Source organism: Nocardioides sp. SR21 (genome assembly GCF_022761125.1).
In the GTDB taxonomy this organism is placed as follows: Bacteria; Actinomycetota; Actinomycetes; order Propionibacteriales; family Nocardioidaceae; genus Nocardioides.
Map to the genome: position 1 here is coordinate 1 of NZ_JAKWJR010000008.1, position 21,194 is coordinate 21,194.

General features: G+C 72.1%; 23 protein-coding genes. 8 read left to right on the plus strand and 15 right to left on the minus strand.

What is annotated here, in order from left to right:
* Positions 1 to 59 precede the first annotated feature (59 nt).
* Positions 60 to 230 (minus strand): hypothetical protein, encoded by a 171-nt coding sequence (locus MJ604_RS15875; RefSeq protein WP_243059477.1) that lies wholly within the window; start codon positions 228 to 230, stop codon positions 60 to 62.
* A gap of 41 nt (positions 231 to 271) precedes the next feature.
* A complete protein-coding gene (locus tag MJ604_RS15880) occupies positions 272 to 430 on the minus strand; it encodes a hypothetical protein (RefSeq protein ID WP_243059478.1) in 159 nt (52 codons plus the stop codon).
* Positions 431 to 528: 98 nt separating this feature from the next.
* Between MJ604_RS15880 and MJ604_RS15885 the strand changes: the two genes are divergently transcribed.
* Positions 529 to 837, plus strand: coding sequence for a hypothetical protein (locus MJ604_RS15885; RefSeq protein WP_243059479.1), 309 nt, complete (start codon positions 529 to 531; stop codon positions 835 to 837).
* Between the two features lie 23 nt (positions 838 to 860).
* On the opposite strand, the gene MJ604_RS15890 is transcribed toward MJ604_RS15885, so the two are convergent.
* Positions 861 to 1,148, minus strand: coding sequence for a DUF1905 domain-containing protein (locus MJ604_RS15890; protein ID WP_243059480.1), 288 nt, complete (start codon positions 1,146 to 1,148; stop codon positions 861 to 863).
* Positions 1,149 to 1,158: 10 nt separating this feature from the next.
* Positions 1,159 to 2,091 (minus strand): family 43 glycosylhydrolase, encoded by a 933-nt coding sequence (locus MJ604_RS15895; protein ID WP_243059481.1) that lies wholly within the window; start codon positions 2,089 to 2,091, stop codon positions 1,159 to 1,161.
* 125 nt (positions 2,092 to 2,216) lie between these two features.
* Here MJ604_RS15895 and MJ604_RS15900 point away from each other — a divergent pair, with 125 nt between their 5' ends.
* Complete coding sequence (locus MJ604_RS15900) at positions 2,217 to 3,131, plus strand: cation diffusion facilitator family transporter (RefSeq protein WP_243059482.1); 915 nt, start codon at positions 2,217 to 2,219, stop codon at positions 3,129 to 3,131.
* Between the two features lie 12 nt (positions 3,132 to 3,143).
* On the opposite strand, the gene MJ604_RS24325 is transcribed toward MJ604_RS15900, so the two are convergent.
* Positions 3,144 to 3,908, minus strand: coding sequence for a helix-turn-helix transcriptional regulator (locus MJ604_RS24325; RefSeq protein WP_243059483.1), 765 nt, complete (start codon positions 3,906 to 3,908; stop codon positions 3,144 to 3,146).
* A 195-nt stretch (positions 3,909 to 4,103) separates the two neighbouring features.
* On the opposite strand from MJ604_RS24325, the gene pdhA reads away from it, so the two are divergent.
* Genes pdhA through MJ604_RS15930 form a run of 5 tightly spaced genes read left to right on the plus strand, consistent with a single transcriptional unit; the run spans position 4,104 to position 9,422 of the window.
* Positions 4,104 to 5,318 (plus strand): pyruvate dehydrogenase (acetyl-transferring) E1 component subunit alpha, encoded by a 1,215-nt coding sequence (pdhA, locus tag MJ604_RS15910; RefSeq protein ID WP_374458355.1) that lies wholly within the window; start codon positions 4,104 to 4,106, stop codon positions 5,316 to 5,318.
* Complete coding sequence (locus MJ604_RS15915; protein ID WP_243059484.1) at positions 5,315 to 6,292, plus strand: alpha-ketoacid dehydrogenase subunit beta; 978 nt, start codon at positions 5,315 to 5,317, stop codon at positions 6,290 to 6,292. Before pdhA ends, MJ604_RS15915 begins: the two co-directional genes overlap by 4 nt.
* Positions 6,292 to 7,686, plus strand: a complete 1,395-nt coding sequence (locus MJ604_RS15920; protein WP_243059485.1) for a dihydrolipoamide acetyltransferase family protein — start codon at positions 6,292 to 6,294, stop codon at positions 7,684 to 7,686. The genes MJ604_RS15915 and MJ604_RS15920 overlap by 1 nt, the downstream gene beginning before the upstream one ends.
* A gap of 30 nt (positions 7,687 to 7,716) precedes the next feature.
* On the plus strand, positions 7,717 to 8,448 hold the full coding sequence (locus MJ604_RS15925; RefSeq protein ID WP_243059486.1) for a peptidase E: 732 nt from the start codon (positions 7,717 to 7,719) through the stop codon (positions 8,446 to 8,448).
* 35 nt (positions 8,449 to 8,483) lie between these two features.
* A complete protein-coding gene (locus MJ604_RS15930; protein ID WP_243059487.1) occupies positions 8,484 to 9,422 on the plus strand; it encodes a DUF2804 domain-containing protein in 939 nt (312 codons plus the stop codon).
* Here the strand turns inward: MJ604_RS15930 and MJ604_RS15935 are convergent, their stop codons facing one another.
* From MJ604_RS15935 to MJ604_RS15975, 9 genes are all read right to left on the minus strand, one after another.
* Positions 9,423 to 10,553 (minus strand): NosD domain-containing protein, encoded by a 1,131-nt coding sequence (locus MJ604_RS15935; protein WP_243059488.1) that lies wholly within the window; start codon positions 10,551 to 10,553, stop codon positions 9,423 to 9,425.
* Between the two features lie 16 nt (positions 10,554 to 10,569).
* Positions 10,570 to 11,838: an ArgE/DapE family deacylase gene (locus MJ604_RS15940; protein WP_243059489.1), complete on the minus strand. Its 1,269-nt coding sequence runs from the start codon at positions 11,836 to 11,838 to the stop codon at positions 10,570 to 10,572.
* 20 nt (positions 11,839 to 11,858) lie between these two features.
* Positions 11,859 to 12,653: an SDR family oxidoreductase gene (locus MJ604_RS15945; protein WP_243059490.1), complete on the minus strand. Its 795-nt coding sequence runs from the start codon at positions 12,651 to 12,653 to the stop codon at positions 11,859 to 11,861.
* Between the two features lie 111 nt (positions 12,654 to 12,764).
* Positions 12,765 to 14,240: an acetyl-CoA carboxylase carboxyltransferase subunit alpha/beta gene (locus MJ604_RS15950; protein WP_243059491.1), complete on the minus strand. Its 1,476-nt coding sequence runs from the start codon at positions 14,238 to 14,240 to the stop codon at positions 12,765 to 12,767.
* On the minus strand, positions 14,237 to 15,223 hold the full coding sequence (locus MJ604_RS15955) for an NAD-dependent epimerase/dehydratase family protein (protein WP_243059492.1): 987 nt from the start codon (positions 15,221 to 15,223) through the stop codon (positions 14,237 to 14,239). The genes MJ604_RS15950 and MJ604_RS15955 overlap by 4 nt, the downstream gene beginning before the upstream one ends.
* Before the next feature lie 41 nt (positions 15,224 to 15,264).
* The gene (locus MJ604_RS15960) at positions 15,265 to 16,689 is read right to left on the minus strand and encodes a M1 family metallopeptidase (protein WP_243059493.1); all 1,425 of its coding nucleotides are present in this window, start codon (positions 16,687 to 16,689) and stop codon (positions 15,265 to 15,267) included.
* Positions 16,686 to 17,252 (minus strand): RNA polymerase sigma factor, encoded by a 567-nt coding sequence (locus tag MJ604_RS15965; protein WP_243059494.1) that lies wholly within the window; start codon positions 17,250 to 17,252, stop codon positions 16,686 to 16,688. The genes MJ604_RS15960 and MJ604_RS15965 overlap by 4 nt, the downstream gene beginning before the upstream one ends.
* 61 nt (positions 17,253 to 17,313) lie before the next feature.
* The gene (locus MJ604_RS15970; RefSeq protein WP_243059495.1) at positions 17,314 to 18,117 is read right to left on the minus strand and encodes an ABC transporter permease; all 804 of its coding nucleotides are present in this window, start codon (positions 18,115 to 18,117) and stop codon (positions 17,314 to 17,316) included.
* Complete coding sequence (locus MJ604_RS15975; protein ID WP_243059496.1) at positions 18,114 to 19,010, minus strand: ABC transporter ATP-binding protein; 897 nt, start codon at positions 19,008 to 19,010, stop codon at positions 18,114 to 18,116. The genes MJ604_RS15970 and MJ604_RS15975 overlap by 4 nt, the downstream gene beginning before the upstream one ends.
* Positions 19,011 to 19,132: 122 nt before the next feature.
* On the opposite strand from MJ604_RS15975, the gene MJ604_RS15980 reads away from it, so the two are divergent.
* Positions 19,133 to 20,569 carry a serine/threonine-protein kinase gene (locus MJ604_RS15980; protein WP_243059497.1) on the plus strand — a complete coding sequence of 479 codons (1,437 nt, stop codon included), beginning with the start codon at positions 19,133 to 19,135 and terminating at the stop codon, positions 20,567 to 20,569.
* Here MJ604_RS15980 and MJ604_RS15985 read toward each other — a convergent pair.
* On the minus strand, positions 20,562 to 21,194 hold the full coding sequence (locus MJ604_RS15985) for a hypothetical protein (RefSeq protein ID WP_243059498.1): 633 nt from the start codon (positions 21,192 to 21,194) through the stop codon (positions 20,562 to 20,564). The genes MJ604_RS15980 and MJ604_RS15985 overlap by 8 nt on opposite strands.

Consider the following 21,194-nt stretch of genomic DNA (forward strand, 5'->3'; position numbering starts at 1 on the left):
CCGGAGGTTCTCTTCACGTCAACGGCCAGAACCGCTACCAACGTCCTGGCCGGGTACAACTAGGACTGCTTGGACGGGCACTTCGGGTTCGGGCAGTGGTCGGTCGCCACCGGGACGTCCAGCTGCTCGTCGCCGCCCGGGAAGACGTCCATCACGACGGACACGAGCTCGTGCCCGCAGTGCTCGCAGCGTCGTTGCCAGACCGGCTCGTCCATCGGTTCGTCGCTCATGTACGGGACGGTACTCGCCGGCCGGCGCTCCGGACTCGGCCTCAGTGGGCCGACACCTCCCGGTCACGGTCGGCGGCCAGCCAGTCGCGGTTCATACGAAGGGCGTCGTTCATGCCACAGCGCACGGCCAGACGGATGACCCAGAACACTGCCCAGACGGACAGCAGGGCGAAGACAGCGAAGAACGCGATGGCAAGCACGTCGAAAATCGTAGGTCGACAACGTCGACATCTCTTCATCGGCACGAGCGCACGGGCGTCGCCGCGAGCGGCACGACGGCGGATGTGATGATCGGAGAGTGGCCGACTTCGACGCCGAGACAGCGATGGCCCTGGGCGGCTGGGACCGCCGGTATGCCCGAGTGCTGGACGTGGGGGTCCAGGGCGACGTCGCCGCCGCGTTGGTCGATGTCCAGGGGGACGGCCGTGAGCTCAACGTAGACGTCTACACGCGCCAGCTGGACGGAGGGTGGGAGTGCTTCGCGAGCGGCAACGGTTCCATGGGCATTCCTGGAGGGTTCGCCGTTCACACCGCCGACGACCGGATCCACTTCTCACGCGATCCTGACGACGAGCACGAGAGCACCGGCAGGCCCGACGCGCGCTGATCGGCAGATCCGGCCGGGCACGGCTAGACCTCGATCCGGAGCCGCACCCCCACGACCATCCCGAGCTCGATGCCCTCGGCCCGCCGCACCGTGTCCTTGAGCGGCACGAGGTAGCTGCCGTCCTTCGGCCACAGCGACGTCGTCCAGGTGGTGTCGCCGATGGCGACGGTGACCGGGACCATCCCCCAGCCGTAGGTCACCGCGGCCGCGGTCTCCTGGATCTGCTCGGCCTCGTCCTCGGGCACCCGGACGAAGTGGTACGGCGCGGGCCCGCGCCACTCCCGGACCTCGCCGCTGAACTCGAGCTCCACGACCGCGACGTTAGTGCCGGGTGAGGAACCCACGCACCCGCGGAGCGCCGTGGCGCCAGTGCAGGTGCATCGCGTACATGACCCGCCGGCCGCCGGCCCAGCCGTGGAAGAACACCAGCGGGTGCTTCAGCCCGCCGCGCACGACGTCCGCGCCGCCCGGGCCGCAGATCCCGGTGTTCGCGCGCCGCAGCAGCGAGTGCGCGTGCGCCGTCCGCAGGTGGTGCAGGGTGCGGGACCGGCGCCAGGTCGTGCGGTACTGGCAGTCGCCGAAGTGACCCTCGGACGTCAGCAGCACCAGGCTCTTGCCGCGCTGGAGGAGCACCGGGTTCTCGACCACGTGCCGGCTCCGCAGCAGCATCCGAGACCGGGCGTGGCGCGCCCGGTGCCGGCCGTCGCGGGTGAGGGGGAGGAGCCGGATCGTGCTCGGCAGCCCCTGCGTCTTGAACAGCAGGTAGTGCCTCCCGCGCCGGCTCGTGAACGCCGACGGGTCGATCGCGCCGCGCGGCGGGCAGACCAGCGGCCGCCGGCCGAGCGGGCGGAACTGGTCGAGCGCCGTGGGCGCGGTCGCGACGCCGATGCAGCGCCGCAGCCCGTGGCCGACCAGGGCGGAGTAGTACAGCCGCCAGCCGCCGGCGCGGGTCTGCACCAGGTCGGCCGCCCAGATCGCCTGGTCCTTCGACCGGGCCCAGCGCGGCAGGTGCGGCAGCGCCGGACGGATCCGGTGCCACGGTCCCTGCGGGGTCCGGGAGATCGCACGCTGGACGTGGCGACCCGTCGAGATCGCCAGGTAGCCGCCGTCGTACCGCACCACCGACGGGTCGGCGAACCCGCCGGTGCGGAACACCGGGGCCGCCTTGGCCGCCGACTCCGCCTGCTGGGCCTGGGCCGGAGCCCCGCCCAGCTCGATCACCAACGCCACCATCAGGGCAGCGACCAGCGCCACCCGAGATCCCCACCGCATTGCCACGCCCCACTGCTCGCACCCGAATGTGAGGCGTCAGGATCACCCGGCGACGGGGCCTACGGCGGGTAAACGCGCCAACCGTTCCGAATTGCAACAATGGCCCCATGGGCCACGACCACTCCCACGCGTCGGGCCGGGCCGAGGACCGATCCCGGCTGCGGCTGGTCCTCGCCGTGACCGCCGCGGTGCTGGTGCTCGAGCTGGTCGGTGCCTGGCTCACCGGATCGCTGGCGCTGCTCGCCGACGCGGGCCACATGGCCACCGACGTCGCCGCGATCGTGCTCGCGCTCGGGGCGTCGTACGTCGCCGCGCGCGGAGGCGGGCCGCGCTCGACGTTCGGCCTCCACCGGGCCGAGATCCTCGCCGCGCTGCTCAACGCCGTGGTGCTGCTGGTCGTGTGCGGCTACCTCGCGTACGCCGGGGTCACCCGGCTGGTCGACCCGCAGCCGGTCGAGTCCGGCCCGATGGTGCTGTTCGCGCTGGTCGGCCTGCTCGCGAACGCGGTCTCGCTGTGGATCCTCAACCGCTCGCACACCGACTCGCTGAACATGCGCGGCGCCGTCAACGAGGTGCTCGCCGACCTGCTCGGCTCGGTGCTCGCCGTGGTCGCCGGCCTGGTCATGCTGCTCTGGGGCTTCGAGCGCGCGGACTCCCTGGCGTCGCTGCTGATCGCGGCGCTGATCCTGCCGCGGTCGCTGGTGCTGCTGCGCGACTCCGCCGCGGTGCTGCTCGAGGTGGCGCCGAAGGGCCTCGACCTCGACGACGTGCGTGAGCACCTGCTCGAGATGCCCGGCGTCGTGGACGTCCACGACCTGCACGCGTGGACGATCACCAGCGGGATGCCCAGCCTGTCCGCGCACGTGACCGTCACCCAGGAGGCGCTGGACGCCGAGGGTGTCGGGCGGATCCTGGACCGGCTCAGCGAGTGCACCGCCGAGCACTTCGACGTACGCCACTCGACGTTCCAGGTCGAGCCGGTCACCCACCAGGACCACGAGGACCTGGGGGAGGTCCACTGACCTGGCGCGACGTCAGCCGAGCGTGCTCGACTCGAGGCGGAGCCGGATGCCGGCGGCGAACCGGGACTTCACGCCCAGCTGGGTGAGGACGGACGCGATGTCGCTGCGGACCGTGCGGACGCTGACGCCCAGCGCCTCCGCGATCGCCTCGTCCCCGAGGTCGTCGGCGAGCATCACGACCACCTGACGCTGCCGTGCGGTCAGCGCGCCGAGACCCGGCTCGACCTCGGCGGCCGGGAGTGCGGTGGCGAGCACGGCGTCCCAGTACTGCCACGCGGCCTCGAAGCAGGGCCCGGCCGTGACCCCCATGATCGACGGGGCGCCGTCGACCTCCGGGCCCGGGAGCAGCACCACCCGCCGGTCCACGATCTTCAGCTGCAGCGGGGCGAAGCCGAAGCGGTAGTCGCTGTCCGTCTCGTTGGCGAGCAGCATCCGGGCGTCGAGGTCCATGCCCTCGTAGTTGAAGACGCTGATCATGGTCTTCCGCGGCGGACCGGCCAGGAAGTCGCGGTTGAGCCGCAGGTTGACCCGCAGCTCCTGCGCCGTCACGGACGGGCGGATCGAGAGCAGGTCGGCCCATTCGTGCGCCCACTGGTGCAGGAACGGGTTCATCCCGTCGCCCACGGCCAGCACCTCCGCGTCCGGGGAGGCGGCGAGCTCGCTGCGGCGCAGCTGCAGCACGGCGGCTGCGTCCAGCACCGGCTGCTTGACCAGCTCCGGGGTGGCGATCCGGCCGCCGTCGCCGTCGGGCAGCAGCCAGTGGTCCTCACTCGTCACGGGGCTCGTCCTCCAGGCTCGAGCGAGGAGACTACGACAGCGCACCTGTCCGCGGAGCCAGTTTCGGGAGGACCGGATTGGCGGGTCCGACGATGCCCCCGGTAGGTTGTGGAGGCACGATTGTGTTCCGGGTCACAGGGCCGCACCACCCCCGCGAGCCCGCGTCCGGTTCTCGATCACATGGCAGAACTCGGCATGCGGAGACCCCGTCCAGCCGGCGACCTCGAAGGAGTGCACGTGACCCAGCAGCAAGCGGGTGAGACACCCGGCTTCGGCCCCGACCTGGTGGAGGTCTTCGGTCCTTCCCAGCAGGACGGCGGCCCCGAGCTCGTCCAGCTCCTGACGCCCGAGGGTGAGCGCGTCCACCACCCCGAGTTCGACCTCGACTTCTCCGAGGACCAGCTGCGCGGCTTCTACCGCGACATGGTCCTGACGCGGCGCATCGACACCGAGGCCACCGCGCTCCAGCGCCACGGCGAGCTCGGCATCTGGGCCCAGCTGCTCGGCCAGGAGGCCGCTCAGATCGGCGCCGGCCGCGCCCTGCGCCCGCAGGACTACGTCTTCCCGACCTACCGCGAGCACGGCGTGGCCTACTGCCGCGGCGTCAACCCGCTCGACCTGCTCGGCCTGTTCCGCGGCGTCGACCAGGGCTCGTGGGACCCGTCGGAGAACAACTTCGGCCTCTACACGATCGTCATCGGCGCGCAGACGCTGCACGCGACCGGCTACGCGATGGGCATGCAGCGCGACGGCGTCGTCGGCACCGGCGACCCCGACCGCGACGCGGCCGTGATCGCGCACTTCGGTGACGGCGCCTCGTCGCAGGGCGACGTGAACGAGTCGTTCATCTTCGCCGCGTCGTACAACGCCCCGGTCGTGTTCTTCTGCCAGAACAACCAGTGGGCGATCTCCGAGCCGATCGAGCGCCAGACCCGGATCCCGCTCTACCAGCGGGCTCTCGGCTTCGGCTTCCCCGGCGTCCGCGTCGACGGCAACGACGTCCTGGCGACGTACGCCGTCACGCAGGCCGCGCTGCAGCGGGCCCGTGAGGGCCAGGGCCCGACGTTCGTCGAGGCGTACACCTACCGCATGGGCGCGCACACCACGACCGACGACCCGACCCGCTACCGGCTCTCCGACGACCTCGAGCGCTGGAAGCTCAAGGACCCGATCGCGCGCGTGGAGGTCTACCTGCGCCGCAACGGTCTCGCCGACGACGACTTCTTCGAGGCCGTCCAGCAGGAGGCCAACGATCTCGGCCACACGCTGCGCGAGGGCTGCAAGGCGCTGCCCGACCCGCAGCCGCTGAGCATCTTCGACCACGTCTTCACCGAGATGACCGAGGAGCTCGAGCAGCAGCGCGAGGGCTTCGATGCCTACCTCGCCAGCTTCGAGGGGGCGCACCGATGAGCAAGATCACGCTGGCCAAGGGCCTGAACATGGGCCTGCGCAAGGCCATGGAGGACGACCCCAAGGTCCTGCTCATGGGCGAGGACGTCGGCAAGCTCGGCGGCGTCTTCCGGATCACCGACGGCCTGCAGAAGGACTTCGGCGAGGACCGTGTCATCGACAGCCCGCTCGCGGAGTCCGGCATCGTCGGCACCGCGGTCGGCCTCGCGCTGCGCGGCTACCGCCCGGTGGTCGAGATCCAGTTCGACGGCTTCGTCTACCCGGCGTACGACCAGATCGTCTGCCAGGTCGCGAAGATGACGTTCCGAAGCCAGGGCAAGATCAAGATGCCGATGGTCATCCGGATCCCGTTCGGTGGCGGCATCGGCGCGGTCGAGCACCACAGCGAGTCGCCGGAGGCGCAGTTCGCGCACACCCCTGGCCTCAAGGTGGTCGCCTGCTCGAACCCGGTCGACGGCTACTGGATGATCCAGCAGGCGATCGCGTGCGATGACCCGGTGATCTTCCTCGAGCCCAAGCGGCAGTACCACGCCGACAAGGCCGAGCTCGACGAGAGCGCGACCCCGGCGCCGCTGTTCACCTCGCGCGTGGTCCGCGGCGGCACCGACGTCACGGTGCTGGCCTACGGCCCGACGGTGAAGACCGCGCTGTCCGCCGCCGAGGCGGCCGCCGGCGAGGGCAAGTCGATCGAGGTCATCGACCTGCGCACGCTGTCGCCGCTCGACATGGCGCCGGTCTACGACTCCGTACGCCGCACCGGCCGCGTGGTCGTCACGCACGAGGCGCACGTGAACCTCGGCATGGGCGCCGAGCTGGCCGCCCGGATCACCGAGAACTGCTTCTACTCGCTCGAGGCCCCGGTGCTGCGGGTCGGCGCGTTCGACACGCCCTACCCGCCGTCGCGGATCGAGGAGGACTACCTCCCCGACCTGGACCGGGTGCTGGACGCCGTCGACCGCTCGCTGGAGTTCTGATGCCTGAGTACAAGCTGCCCGACGTGGGCGAGGGCCTCGTCGAGGCCGAGATCGTCAGCTGGAAGGTCAAGGTCGGCGACGTCGTCCAGATCAACGACATCGTCGTCGAGATCGAGACCGCGAAGTCGATCGTGGAGCTCCCGACGCCGTACGCCGGCGCGGTGACCGCGATCCACGTCGCCGAGGGCGAGATGGTCTCCGTCGGCACGCCGATCATCGCGATCGGTGAGTCGGTCGACGAGCCCGTCGAGACCCCGGCGGCGCCTGCGGACCTCGGCGAGATGGACCTCTCGAACCCGGCCGCCTCCGGCGGTGGCGAGGGCGAGTCCCTCGTCGGCCGCAACAAGGCCGACCGTGGCCCGGTCCGCCGCGCCCGCAAGGTCGCGACCGGTGCCGCTGCCGCGCACTGGCAGACCCAGGCGGCGTTCGAGTCCGGGGCGTCCCCGATGGTCGAGGCCGAGGAGGCGCCGGAGCCGGTGCCGTCCGCCCCGGCCGCCGTCGGCGCCGCGCCTGCCGTGCACGTGCTGGCGAAGCCGCCGGTGCGCAAGCTGGCCAAGGACCTCGGCGTCGACATCACCACGTGCCGCGCGTCGGGCCCGAACGGCACGGTGTCGCGAGAGGACGTCGAGGCCGCTGCCGGTGCGCCGGCTGCCGCGGTCTCGACGGTCTCGGCGAGCTCGACCAGCGGTGAGCGCGAGCGTCGAGAGCCGATCAAGGGCGTGCGCAAGATGATGGCGCAGGCGATGAGCCAGTCGGCCTTCACCAGCCCGCACGTCACCGAGTGGATCACCGTCGACGCCACCCGCACGATGGAGCTCGTCGAGCGGCTCAAGGCGCGCCGCGAGTTCCGCGACGTCAAGGTCAGCCCGATGCTGGTGCTGGCGCGGGCGTGCATCCTCGCGATGCGTCGCACGCCCGAGATCAACTCGTGGTGGGACGAGGCCGCCCAGGAGGTCGTCTACAAGAGCTACGTGAACCTCGGCATCGCCGCGGCCACGCCGCGAGGCCTCGTCGTCCCGAACATCAAGGACGCCGAGTGCCTGTCGCTGCTCGAGCTCGCCGACGCGCTCGGCGCCCTGGTCGACACGGCGCGGTCGGGCAAGACGCAGCCGGCCGAGATGAGCGGCGGCACGTTCACGATCACCAACGTCGGCGTGTTCGGCGTCGACGCCGGTACGCCCATCATCAACCCGGGCGAGTCCGCGATCCTGTGCTTCGGTGCGATCAACAAGCGGCCGTGGGTCGACGAGGTCACCGGCGAGATCGTCGTCCGAGACGTCACCACGCTGGCGCTGTCGTTCGACCACCGCCACATCGACGGCGAGAAGGGCTCGCGGTTCCTCGCCGACGTGGCCGGGATCCTCGAGGACCCGGCTTCGGCGCTGTTGTTCTGACGGTGGCGACGGTGGTGAGGGGGTCCGGGCGTGCCTGCTGACCAGCCCACCATCGTCGCGACCAGCATCGGGTTCTCCTCGATGGACCTCGGGGAGTGGGACTGGCGCCTCGGGCCGGTCTACCGCTATGCGGCGGACCTTGCCCAGGCCGGCCCGTCCCCCAAGGTCTGCATCCTGGCCACCGCTCTCGGCGACGACCCGACCTGGTTGACCGCCTGCTACGCGGCGTTCGGACGCGCCGGCTTCCGGGTCACGCACCTCGCGCTGTTCCCGCGGCCGAACACGGACGACGTCCGGCGCCTGCTGCTGGAGCAGGACCTGATCTGGGTCGCCGGAGGCAGCGTCGCGAACCTGCTCGCCCTGTGGCGGACGCACGGGCTCGAGCCGATCCTGCGCGAGTGCTGGGAGAAGGGCGTCGTGCTCACCGGTGTCTCGGCCGGGTCGGTGTGCTGGTTCACGGGTGGAACGACGGACTCGTTCGGCCTGCCGTTGCGGCCCGTGACCGACGGGCTCGGGTTCCTTCCGTACAGCAACAGCCCGCACCACGACGCCGAGGAGCAGCGCCGCCCCGCCATCACCCGGCTCCTGGCAGAGGAGCGGCTGCCGGAGTGCTACGCCACCGACAACGGCGCCGCACTGACGTTCTTCGGGACCGACCTGCACGAGGCCGTCAGCGACACCGACGGTGCCCACGCCTGGCACCTGGTCAGGTCGGCCGACGGCGCTGTCGTCGAGCGGCAGCTGCCCACGCGGCGCCTGTAGCGGCAACCAGCCGAGCCCTCGGTGAGAATGCCTCCGTGCGTGAGCTGACCTCTCCGATCGACCTCTGCCTGCCGGACGGCCGTCTCCATGAAGCAGCCGTCGGCTGGTCGCGCCGACCGTTGGTGCGTCCCAACCTCCGCGGCTGGGGCCGCGCGAAGCGCTGGGAGTACTGGGGCGTCGTCACCGAGCGCTTCTGCCTCGGCCTGGTCGTGTCATCGCTCGACTACGCGGGCGTCTGCTCGCTGTGGCTGCTCGACCGCGAGACCGGGCAGACCTGGGAGAGCGAGGCGGTGCCGCCGCTCGGTCGCGGCGTGACGATGCCGGCGTACGGCGAGGTCGCGTCGGTCGTGTCGAAGGACCTCCGCATCGAGGTGTCCGACCGGGCGCTGCGGGCGGCGGCGCCCGGGGTGTCCGTGGACCTCGCGGTCGCGCCGGGCGCCGAGGTGCTCGGCGCGGTGGTGCCGTGGAGCGCCCGCCGGTTCCAGTACACGGTCAAGGACGTCTCGCGGCCGGTCTCCGGGTCGATCGCTGTCGACGGCACGTCGTACGACGTCGAGGGCTGGGGCGTGCTCGACCACGGTCGCGGCAAGTGGCCGTACTCGATCACGTGGAACTGGGCGGCCGGCTCGGGCCCCGGTCGCGGCCTCACGCTCGGCGGGAAGTGGACCGACGGCACCGGCGTCACCGAGAACGGGCTGTTCGTCGACGGGCGACTGCACAAGATCCAGGCGGACCTGGTGTGGGAGTACGACACCGCGGACTGGATGCGACCGTGGCGGATCCACGGCGAGGGCGTCGACGCGACGTTCACGCCGTTCCACGAGAAGGTCTCGCGCACCGACCTCGTCGTGCTCTCGAACGAGACGCACCAGTGCTTCGGGCACTGGTCGGGCTGGGCCGCGACGGACGACGGCGAGCGGGTCGACCTCGACGGCCTGGTCGGCTGGGCCGAAGAGGCGCGCAACCGCTGGTGATCAGCGCCGTTCGTAGGCGCCGACGTCGACCCGGCCGACCACTGGCCGGCGATCCTTCCCGGAGGGGTGGGCGTACTCCCACCGCGGGCGCCACTGCTTCGGCACGGTTGCGCCGCGGTTGATCGCCGACGACGCGGCGCGCAGGCGGTAGTCGTCGTGCGCCGGGTCGACGAACGAGCGCAGGCCGACGCGGAGGTTCGCCCGCGCCGACACGTCGTCGCGCGAGGCGAGGTCCCCGGGCCCGACGAGCAGGTTGTTGCGCAGGGTGGCGTCGCTGCCGGTGGTGAGGTTGACGAAGGTGCCCGACGATCGCTGGTTCACGAACGTGTTGCCGACGACCCAGAGCCGGCTTGACCCGGTGAGCCCCTCGGCGCCGTACGAGACCAACGCGGAGTTCTCCGAGCTCGGCCCCTGGACGACCACGTTGCCCGCGACGAGCGAGCGGCCGCCGTTCGGCAGGTCGATGGAGTAGCTCGCGGTGGCGTCGCGGTCGGTGATCAGGTTGGCGACGACGGTGTTGCGCGCGGCGCGGGACTTCAGCTCGTGGCCGGTGTCGGCGCCCCAGAGGTAGCTGCCGGTGACGGTCAGCGAGCGGACGGCGCCGACGTAGATGTTGTGCGTCTGGCCGTCGCCCGCGCCGTTGCGGAAGAACCGCGAGCCCGTGATGACGATGTCGCTTGCGGAGTCCGCGCCGGTGAGGATGCCGTTCTGGTTGTGGTGGAACCAGCTCCGCGTGATCGTGAGGTCGGTGCCCTCCTGACGGATGCCGGCCCCGTTGCCGTCCGGGACGGTCGTCCCGCTGAACTCGATCCGGTCGACGGTCGTGCGATCGCCGGCGATCACCCAGATCGCCTTGCCCTGAGCGTGCTCGCCGTCCGCGCGCAGGTGCGCCCGGCCGCCGACGCCGCGCAGCGTCAGGTCGTCCTGGGTCCACGTCGCGACGTCACCGGCGTAGCTGCCGGCGTCGATCAGCACCGTGTCGCCGTCGCCCGCGACCGCTGCGGCGGCGCTGGGCGTGCGGAGCTCGCGGTCCGGGCCGACCCGCCAGGTGCGTGGTCCGCCGGCGTCGGCCGGGACGAGGGCTGCGGTGCTGAGGAGGCACCCGAGGATCACCGAGAGGGTTCGCCGCATGCCTTCATTCTGCGGGTCAGCGACAGGTGCGCAGGAGTGCGAGCACCAGGCTCTCGGTGACCGCGACGAGCTCGTCGACCGGGACGGCCTCCTCGGGCCCGTGCGCGAGCCGCACGTCGCCAGGTCCGTAGTGCAGCGTCGGCATCCCGGCACCGGCGTACAACCGCAGGTCGCTGCCGTACGGCGCTCCGCGCTCGCGCGGGCGCGGTCCCTGGGTGACGTCGGCATGGGCGGCGGCGACCAGGTCGTAGAGCGCGCGGTCGGCCTGGGCGTACTCACCGCTGGCGAACTGCCCGCCGGTCCAGGCGACGGTCGGCGCGTGGTCGCGCAGCCACGGGTCGGCGGCCGCGGCGTCCGCGATCGCCTCCTCGAGCTCGGTCCGGGCCGCGGCCGGGTCCTCGCCGAGCGCGACGCCGTAGCGGCCCTCGGCGACGAGCAGGTCGGGGACGCTGCTCGCCCAGTCGCCGCACGAGACCTTGCCGATCGAGAGCGGGTAGGCGACGGGGTACTCCGCCATCAGCGGGTGCACGTCGCGGTTGCGGCGCTCCTCGAGGGCGGCCAGCGCGGCGTGCAGCGGGAGGAACTTCTCGAGCGCGCTGACCCCGGCGTACGACGTGCTCCCGTGGCTGGCCACGCCGGGCACCCGCAGCTCGAACGTGAGCGCGCCGGCGTTGGCGGTCGTGATCGTGCCGCTGGTCGGCTCGGTGATGATGCAGGCCTTGCCGCGGTGGCCGCGGTCGAGGGTGGCGAACGCGCCGAGGCCACCGTCCTCCTCGCCGACGACGAGCTGGACGGCGTACGGCTTCGAGAGCTGGATGCCGGAGGAGCGGATCGCGCGGACGGCGGCGAGGTTGGCGACCACGCCGGCCTTCATGTCGCAGGTGCCGCGGCCGCGGACGTCGCGCCCGTCGACGGTCGCGGTGAACGGGTCGGTGCGCCACTGGCCGAGGTCGCCGCTGGGGACGACATCGACGTGCCCCTGCAGGACCAGCTCGGGCTCGCCCTCGCCGCTGCTCGCGACCAGGCCCCACGCCTCGCTGCGGGTGGCCTCCCAGCCGGGGAACGCCGGGTCGCTGGTCAGGCGGGGCAGGTCGAGCGACCAGAGGTCGGTGTCGAGGTCGAGCTCGGTGAGCTGCTTGGCGAGCACGTGCTGGACGTCGGACTCCGCGTCGGAGCCGCTCACGGACGGGATCGCGATCAGGTTGACGAGGTCGCGCACGAGCTCGCGCTCGTCGACGAAGGCGAGAGCGCGCAGCTCGAGGTCGGACAGATCACGGTGGGACACACAGAAAACGGTAAGGGGCGTCAGGGGGTTATGTCCGTGACTTCCCAACCTTGGGGCGAGATCGGGTGGAGCATCGCGTCGGTGCCGCCGTCGACGAAGAGAACGGCGCCCACGATGTTCTCGGCCGACAGCAGGAACCCGATCGCCGAGGCGATCTCGTCGGGTCGCGTGGTCCGGCCGGTCGCGGTCGGGTACGAGTCGATCGCCGGCCCGAACACCGGGTCCGCGCGCATCCGCTCGACCATCGGCGTCTCGGTGGCGCCGGGCGCCACGGAGTTGAGCCGGATGCCGGCGCCGGCCCACTCCGCCTTCACGCCTTCACGCCGCGCCCACCAGGCCAGCGCCGCCTTGGTCGACGGGTAGACCATCACCGACTCGACCTTCGCCGCCTCGGCCCGCGCGGTCGCCTCGTCGTCGCGCAGGCAGGCCTGGGCCACCGGCGCGTTCCAGCCGGGCATGCCGGTGATCGAGTTCGAGGCGAGCAGGACCACGCCCGCGCCGTTCGCGTTCGTCAGCTCCGCCTGCAGGCCGGTGACCAGCGCGATCGCGCCGAAGTAGTTGACCGACACCACCAGCTGCGAGTCCACGCCGGTCTGCCCGGCGATCCCCGCGGCCGGCACCAGGCCGTGCACCACGTCGGTCAGTCGTCGTACGCCGGCGACGGCCTCGGCCCGCCCCTCGGCCGTCCCGAGGTCGGCGGTGACGTCCGCGTCCCGCAGGTCCACGCCGATCACCCGGTGCCCCTGCTCCCGCAGCAGCCCGGCCGTCGCCGCCCCGATCCCCGACGCGGCCCCACTCACGACGTACGTCTTCACGCCCGCGACTGTAACGCGTTCTAGTTCCTACCGCTCCCGCCGGTTGTAACGCGGGGTTATGGGCTCTGGTGACCTCGAAATAACGGGGTGCCTAGTTGCCATAACCCCGCGTTACAAGTAGCGGCGGGCGCGGTCGGCGGGACTGCCTGGCCCGGCATCGAGCAGCGCGGCGAGCTCGTGCTCGAGCACCGCGCCGACGCGCTGGCAGAACTGCTCGGGCTCGTCGGCGGCGTCGGGCAGCTCGGCGACGACGCGGTCGACGATGCCGCGCTCCAGGAGGTCGAGGGCGCGCACCTGCTGCGCGCGGGCCATCTCAGGAGCATGGTCGAGGTCGCGGTGCACGATCGCGCTGGCGCCCTCGGGAGGCAGCGGAGAGAGCCAGGCGTGCTGGGCCGCGATCACCCGGTCGGCGGGCAGGAACGCGAGCGCCCCGCCGCCGTTGCCCTCGCCGAGCATCAGGCACAGCGTCGGCGCGTCCAGCGTCACCAGGTCCGACAGGCAGCGCGCGATCTCGCCGGCCAGCCCGCCGTTCTCGGCCTCCGCCGACAGCGCGGCGCCCTGGGTGTCGATCACGGTGACGAGCGGCAGCCCGAGCTCGGACGCCAGCCGCATCCCGCGCCGCGCCTCGCGCAGCGCCTCGGGCCCCATCGGGTGCTCGGTCGTCTGCCCGCGCCGGTCTTGGCCGAGGAACACGCACGGCGCGTTGCCGAAGCTCACCAGCGCCAGCAGCAGCCCGGGGTCGTGCTCGCCCTGCCCGGTCCCGTTCAGGGGTACGACGTCGCTGGCGGCGTACTTGAGCAGCCGGCGGACGCCGGGCCGGTCCGGACGCCGCGAGCGCGTGACGGCGTCCCAGGTGTCGACCTCGGGGAGCGGGGTGAGCGGGATCGGCGCGGGCACCGGCCGGACGCCGTGCCTCGGCGCGAGCAGGATCGTCAGCGCCCGGTCGAGGATCTCGGCGATCTCCTCGGGCGGCATCACCGCGTCGATGATCCCGCGGGTGTAGAGGTTCTCGGCCGTCTGCACGTCCGGCGGGAACGGCTTGCCGTACAGCGCCTCGTAGACGCGCGGCCCGAGGAACCCGACCAGCGCGCCGGTCTCGGCGACGGTCATGTGCCCCAGCGAGCCCCACGACGCCATCACGCCGCCGGTCGTGGGGTGGCGCAGGTAGACGAGGTACGGCAGGCCCGCGGCCTTGTGCGCCGCGACGGCCTCGGTGATCCGCACCATCTGCACGAACGCCGGTGTCCCCTCCTGCATCCGCGTCCCGCCGCTGACCGGGCCCGCGAGCAGCGGCAGTCCCTCGGCGGTGGCGCGGTTGATCGCCGCGATCAGGCGGTCCGCGGAGGCGCGGCCGATCGACCCGGCGAGGAACGCGAACTCGCCCATCACCACCGCCACCCGGCGGCCCTTCATCAGGCCCTCGCCGGTGAGCACCGACTCGTCGCAGCCGCTCTTCTCCTGGGCGGCGACGAGCTCGGCGAGGTACTCCGGGGACACACCGGTGCGGTCCGGCGCGACGTCCCAGGACGTCCAGGAGCCCTCGTCGAGGACGAGGTCGATGAGCTCGGCGGCGGAGAGTCGCGTCACTCCCGCAGGCTATGCCAGGCCGCGAGCACCGCGGCCTCCCGATCGCGTGACATTCCGCTCACGACCGCGTCCGGCGCGGCCCGCTGCCACGCCAGCGTGTCCCGCGCGGTGTCCGCGATCGAGCGCAGCACCAGCCCCGCGTCGTACGACGGTGCAGGGTCGTGCGACCCGAGCCCGTCGTACTCCGGGCGCGGCAGCCACAGCGGCAGCGCCTCCGGACCCATCCACGGCTCGACGCCCTGCTCGGCGAGGAACTCCTGCGGGACCCACGTGAACGTCGCGGACGACCCGACGCCGTCGGCGACCTCGGCGAGCATCCGCGAGATCGGCATGACCTCGCCGACGCCGTCGTAGTCGCCGCCGGTGCGCTGCTCCGCGCACGTCACGATCCACGCCGCCAGGTCGCGCGCGTCGATCACCTGCATCAGGTCCTCGGGCTTCCCACCGGCCAGCGCCTCGCCGCCGTCGGCCAGCCGCACCGGCCAGTACGTGAACCGACCGGTCGGGTCCTCGGGGCCGACGATCAGCCCCGGCCGGATCACCGTCCACGAGGCCGCGCCGTCGCGCACGATCTGCTCACACGCGACCTTCATCGGCCCGTACGTCTCGGGGTCGGTCTTCAGGTCGGCGTCCTCGGGGTGCGGGTCGCGCAGCGGCACCGTTCCTGGCCGGCCGTTCGGGATCGAGTCGTCGGCATAGACGTTGACCGTCGACACGAACACCCAGTGCGCGTCCGGCCACGCCGCGACGCCCTTGCGCACCCAGGACGGGATCCGGCCGACGTCCACCACCGCGTCGTACGTCGCGTCCGCGAGCTCGGCCGGGACGTCGTCGTACCGGTCCCACTGGGCGAACGCCGCTCCGTCGGGCACGGCGCCGGAGGTGCCGCGCGTCGCGCAGGTCACCTCGTGCCCGCGCGCGAGGGCGTCGACCGCGACCGCCTTGGACAGGAACACCGAACCGCCGAGCACCAGGATCTTCACGAGCTCCACGCTGTCGCGATCAGCCGCGTCGGGCAAGTGATTCAGCTGTCAGCAGCAGGTGTCGTCTCCGACAGCAGCCACGTGTCGAAGAACGCTGAGAGGTCTTCGCCGGTCTGCTCCGACCACCACGCGGTGATGTCGTCGTACCCCGCGTTGCCGTACGCGTTCGCCTGCGGCCACTCGCGCACCAGTCGCCAGAACTCGTCGTCGCCGATGCGCTGGCGCAGCTCGTCCCACATCACGGCAGGGATGTAGTAGACGTTCGCGGCGCCGAAGTCCTCGGGGTCGTAGTCGGCCGGCGGTCCGGAGTCGCCGCGCAGCGTCGAGTCGTACGTCGCCCACTCGTCCATGAGGGCCTCGAGGGACGGCCCGCGGTGCTCGGCGGTCCAGACGCCCTGGAGGTACATCGCCATGCCCTCGTTCATCCACACGTCACGCCAGTCGCGCGGCGTCACCAGGTCGCCGTACCACTGGTGCGCGGCCTCGTGGACGAGCACCTCCGGCGACGTGGCGTACCTGGTGTCGCCGAGCGTGATCATCGTCTGCGTCTCCATGCCGCTGGAGGAGTCGACGACGAGGTAGCCGAGGCTGTCGAACGGGAACGGCCCGAGCCTCTCCTCCAGCCAGTCGACCGCGGCCGGCGCCTCGCGCATCCGGTCGATCAGCTCGGGCCGGTCGGCGGGCGTCCAGTACGACATCGGCAGCCCGGAGGCCGACTCGTCCTCGGTCATCGTGAACTCGCCGATGGCGACGGTGACGAGGTACGACGACGCCGGCGAGTCCAGCTCCCAGGCCGTGATGGTCCGCCCGTCGCGCTCACGCCGCGAGACCAGCTCGCCGTTGGCCACGCCGACCGCCGGGGACGGGGCGCTGATGCGGAAGGAGTACGTCGCCTTGTCGGACGGCTGGTCGTTGACGGCGTACCACGTGTAGGCGCCGAACGGCTCCTGCATCGTCCACACCTGGCCGGAGGGCGCGACCGTCCAGCCGACGCTGGCGATGTCGGTGCGCTCGGTCGGCGACGGCACCGCAGCGGGCGTGCCGGAGTAGTCGATGTGCACCAGGTAGCGCCGGTTCGGCAGCACCCGCTGGTGGATGACCAGGTCCTTGCCGTCATGGTCGAACGTCGCGCGCACCCCGCCGACGTCCACGTCGGTGACCTCGAGCGGCTCGCCGAGGTCGAGCTGGATCTGCGACGCCCGCGCCGTCGCGCGGATCCGCAGCGTCTCGGCCCCGGTCAGGGTCTGCGTCGCGGGGTCCCAGTCCAGGTCGAGGTGGTAGCTGAGCACGTCGACGCCGGGGTCGCCGACGTCGGGGTAGACGCGGTCCTCGACCGGCTCGTCGACCCGCGCGGCGGCCGCCTCGGTCGGCGACGTCTCCTCGGTGGGCTCGGTGCCGCCGTCGCCCGAGGTGCAGCCGGTGAGCAGCAGCGCCGCGGCCGCGAGGCCGGCGGCGGCTCTCCTCACTCCGTGCTCCGGAGCAGGGGCCGGGCGAGCTTCCGCCCGTGGTGGATCTGGGCCTTGACCGTGCCGAGCGGAGCGCCGACCAGCTGGGCGATCTCCTCGTACGGCAACCCGTAGACGTCGCGCAGCAGCAGCGGCTCCACGAACTGCGGGTGGTCGCGCTCGATGATCTCCATCGCCTCGAGCAGGTCGAGGCGGGTGCCGGCGATGACGCTGGTGGTGCGCGGGTCGGGGCGGTCCAGCGGCCCGAAGTCCTGCGGGTCCGCGGAGATCGCCTGGTTCTTCATCCGGCGGTACGTCGTCCGCGCGCTGTTGACCGCGACGACGTGCATCCAGGTCGTGAACCGGCCGCGGCCGCCCCAGCTGCCGATCTTGTTCGCGATGTTGATCAACGCCTCCTGGCAGGCGTCCTCCGCGTCGGGCAGGTGCGGCAGCACCCCCCGGCACACGTTGAGCGCGCGCGGACGGATCGCCGCGAGCAGCGCCTCCAGCGCGTCCCGATCACCTGCCCGAGCCCGCCGTGCGAGCTCGTCGAGCTCGTCCGGACTCAGCGCTTCCTCCGACATGCATGCACCCTTCCCCGTCGTCCTGACAGTAGTCCGACGACGGGGAAGGGAGATGGTTCCGTTACTTGACCTCGGACCTCAGGACCGACCAGACGCCGATGGTCAGCGGGATCACCAGCCAGAACAGGCCGGTCACCCCGAGCTGGGCCCACTGCTCCCCGGAGACGTCGCCGTCGAAGAGCGCGCCCTGGGCGTAGTTGAAGTCCACCCACGGCTGCTTGTCGGCGAACCACTGCTGGGTCTCGGCGAGCACCGTGGTGATCGTCGGCAGCAGCAGGCTGTAGACGAAGTACCCGACGATCGCGCCGGGGGAGTTGCGGATCAGCACGCCGAGCATGAAGCCGACCGCCATGCCGAGGATGTTCGCCAGGATGATGTAGGAGAACTCGACGACCGACACGTTCCAGACGGCGTCCACGCCGAGGATCGCGGAGCCGAGCAGGTTGCCGACCGCGCCGATCGCGGCGGCCGCGAGCATCGACGTCACGCCGACGATGAGCGCCACGATCGCCTTGCCGGTGATGACCCGGCCCCGGTGCGGCACCAGCGTGAACGACGTCAGGCCGGTGCGCTGGCTCCACTCGCTGGTGACCGACAGGATCGCGATCATCGGCAGGATCACCGCCATCGGGAACCCGAACGCCGTCGCGAAGGTCTCGTACGTGATCTCGCTGTCGGGCGCGAACAGGATCACCGCGCCGGTGGCGATGACCGACACGATCCCGATGCTGGCCAGCAGCCAGAAGCCCGAGCGGGTGTCGAACGACTTGCGCAGCTCGACGCCGACGATCCGCGACATCGGGATCCGACGGGGTGCGGGCTTCGTGGCCCGGACGACCTCACGGTCCAGTACGGCGGTGCTCATGCTGCTGCTCCTTCACGCTGGGTCTCTGCGGTGAGCTCGAGGAACATCTCCTCGAGGCCGGCGCCGTCGGCGGCGCGCAGCTCGGTGAGCGCAACACCCGCGGTGAGCGCCACCTGGCCGACCACGTCCGGGTCGGCGTCGACGCGCAGGGCGTCGGTGATCTCGCTGAAGTGCAGGCCGGCCGTGACCAGCGCCTGCGAGAGCGCGGGTACGTCGCGGGTGCGGACCAGGGTGCCCGCCGCGGCGAGCAGCTCGGCCTTGGTGCCCTGCGCCACGATCCGGCCCTGCCCGATGACGACCAGGTCGTCGGCGATGACCTCGATCTCGTGCAGCAGGTGGCTGCTGAGCAGCACGGTGCCGCCCTGGTCGGCGTACCCGCGGAGCAGGTCGCGCATCCAGCGGATGCCCGCCGGGTCGAGACCGTTCGCGGGCTCGTCGAGGATCAGCACGCCCGGGTCGCCGAGCAGTGCGGTCGCGATGCCGAGCCGCTGGCGCATGCCGAGCGAGTAGTTGCGGACCCGCCGGCCGGCCTCGGTCGGGGTCAGGCTGACCCGCTCGAGCATCTCGTCGACGCGGCCCTTCGGCAGGCCCATCGTCTGCGCGGCGATCGTGAGGATCTCGCGGCCGGTGCGGCCCGCGTGCTGGGCGGAGGCGTCGAGGAGGACGCCGACCTCGAGGCCGGGGTTCGGGAGGTCGGCGTACCGCCGGCCGTCGATCGTGGCGACGCCTGACCCGGCCGGCGTGAGGCCGACCATGATCCGCATCGTCGTGGACTTGCCTGCGCCGTTGGGTCCGAGGAATCCGGTGACCCGGCCCGGACGCGCGGCGAAGCTGACGTCGTCGACGGCCTTGAAGCCGCCGTAGCTCTTGGAGAGGGACTCGACCTTGATCATGTCCCCTACCCTCGCGGCGGCGGGGTGCCGCGCACATCGGGGAAGGACGGCGTCGCTCCCCTGACCCGACCCCGAGGGTTCTCAGGGTCGGACCCCTGCCCTGACATGATGCAGGCGTGTCCATGCCCTCTCGCCTCGGTCGCTACGCCGTGCGCCGGAGGATCGGCTCGGGCGCGTTCGCGACCGTCTGGCTCGCGTACGACGAGCAGCTGGACTCGCCGGTCGCGATCAAGGTGCTGGCCGAGAACTGGACCGAGGACCAGCAGGTGCGGCAGCGGTTCCTCGAGGAGGGCCGGTTCCTGCGCAAGGTCGAGTCGCCGTACGTCGTCTCGGTGTACGACGCGGGCGAGCTCGACGACGGGCGGCCGTACCTCGTGATGTCGTACGCCGACCAGGGCACCCTCGCCGACCGGCTCGAGGTCGAGGGGCTGACCCAGGCGCAGGCGCTCGAGGTGGTGCGTCAGATCGGCGCGGGCCTGCAGGCGCTGCACGAGCGCGGCGTGCTGCACCGTGACGTGAAGCCGGCCAACGTGCTGTTCCGCACCGTCGACGACCCGGTCAACGGCACCGTGCGCGCGATGGTCGCGGACCTCGGGCTCGGCAAGGCGCTGGACGTGTCGTCGCGGCTGACGATGATCGCGGGGACGCCGTCGTTCGTGGCCCCCGAGCAGGCGCAGGGCGAGCCGCTCGACCCGCGCGCCGACCAGTACTCCCTCGCCGCGCTCTCGTTCCTGCTGCTGAACGGCCGAGCGCCGTACGCCCACGCCTCGCTGTCCGCCGCCGCCGCCCCCGGACCGCCGCCGGCTCTGGGGCTCTCGGACGAGATCGAGGCGGTCGTGCACCGGGGCCTCGCCGTGGACCGCGAGGACCGGTGGCCGGACGTCGCGACGTACGTCGACGCGCTCGCCGACGCTCTCGGTCCGGGCGCCGCCACCGGCGCCGGGCCGTGGCTGCCGCGCGACCCGCAGCTCACCCAGCCGGGGGCGCGGCCGACCGCGCTGCCGTCCGAGGACCCGTTGCCGCCGGTGGGGCGGCCGCGCCGGAGCCGGAAGCGGATCGCCGCCGCGGTGGCCGGTCTGCTCGTGCTCGCGGCCGCCGCGGTCACGGTGGGCTACGCCGTCTCGGACCGCGATCCCAGCGAGCTCACCCTCGACGACGAGACCGGCACGCTGAGCGTGACCGTTCCGTACGACTGGGGGCGGACGGTCGCCGACGGCTGGCGACCGCCGAACCAGGAGAGCGACGTGCCCGCGATCGCGGTCGGCACGTCGGAGGACTGGCAGAGCGACGAGGACGGGGAGGGGGTGTTCGTCGGGCTGCTGACCGCCACCGACCTGCCCGACCAGGTGCCGCAGCACCCCGAGTGCGCGCGGGCCGACGAGCCGATCACCAGCACCGACGCCGAGACCGTGATCTTCCGCGACTGCCCGGTGGGCGTGATCGTCGAGCGCGTCGTCCAGCTCACCACGAACCGGTTGCTCTGGGTGCAGGTGCGCAGCGCCGACACCGCGACGGCCAACCGGGTCCTCGACGACGTCGAGGCGCACGGGTTCAGCTGAGGCTGACGCCGTTCGTGATCCGGGGGAACAGCTCGGCCATCCCCTCACGGTCGGACATCCGGCCGATCAGCGCGATCCAGACCATGGCGGTGCCGTCGGGTGCGGGCAGGACGCGTTCCATGTTCAGGCGGCGGTGCTTGTCCGACACGTACGTCGCGGTGAACGAGTCGGCGGTCTGCGACTCGATGTCGAGGTCCTTGACCGACTCGGCGCCCTCGAGGGCGGCGATCCGCTGCGAGAGCACCGTCGGGATCGGTTGGTGGGGTCCGATCGATCCCACCCGCAGGAAGTAGGTGTTGTACTCGAAGTCGTCGGCGGGGTACCACTTCCACTCGTTGAGGGCCGAGTTGCTGCGGACCCAGTGGTTGGGGATCGGGACCCGCAGCGCGAACGGCTCGCTGCCGACCGTCTCCAGGTGGGTCTTGACCCCGGTCGCGAGTGCCGGGAACGGCGAGTCCGGGAGCACCTCCGCCGGCTCCGCCGGCCAGGACGGGTCGACGGCCGCGATCGGGTGCGCGGCGCCGACGTCGCGCGGGCCCTCGTCCGACTCGTGCCCGTACGCGTAGCCGGCCGCTGATCCGAGCAGCACGAGGGCGAGCGCCAGCCCGATCCAACGCACCCTCAC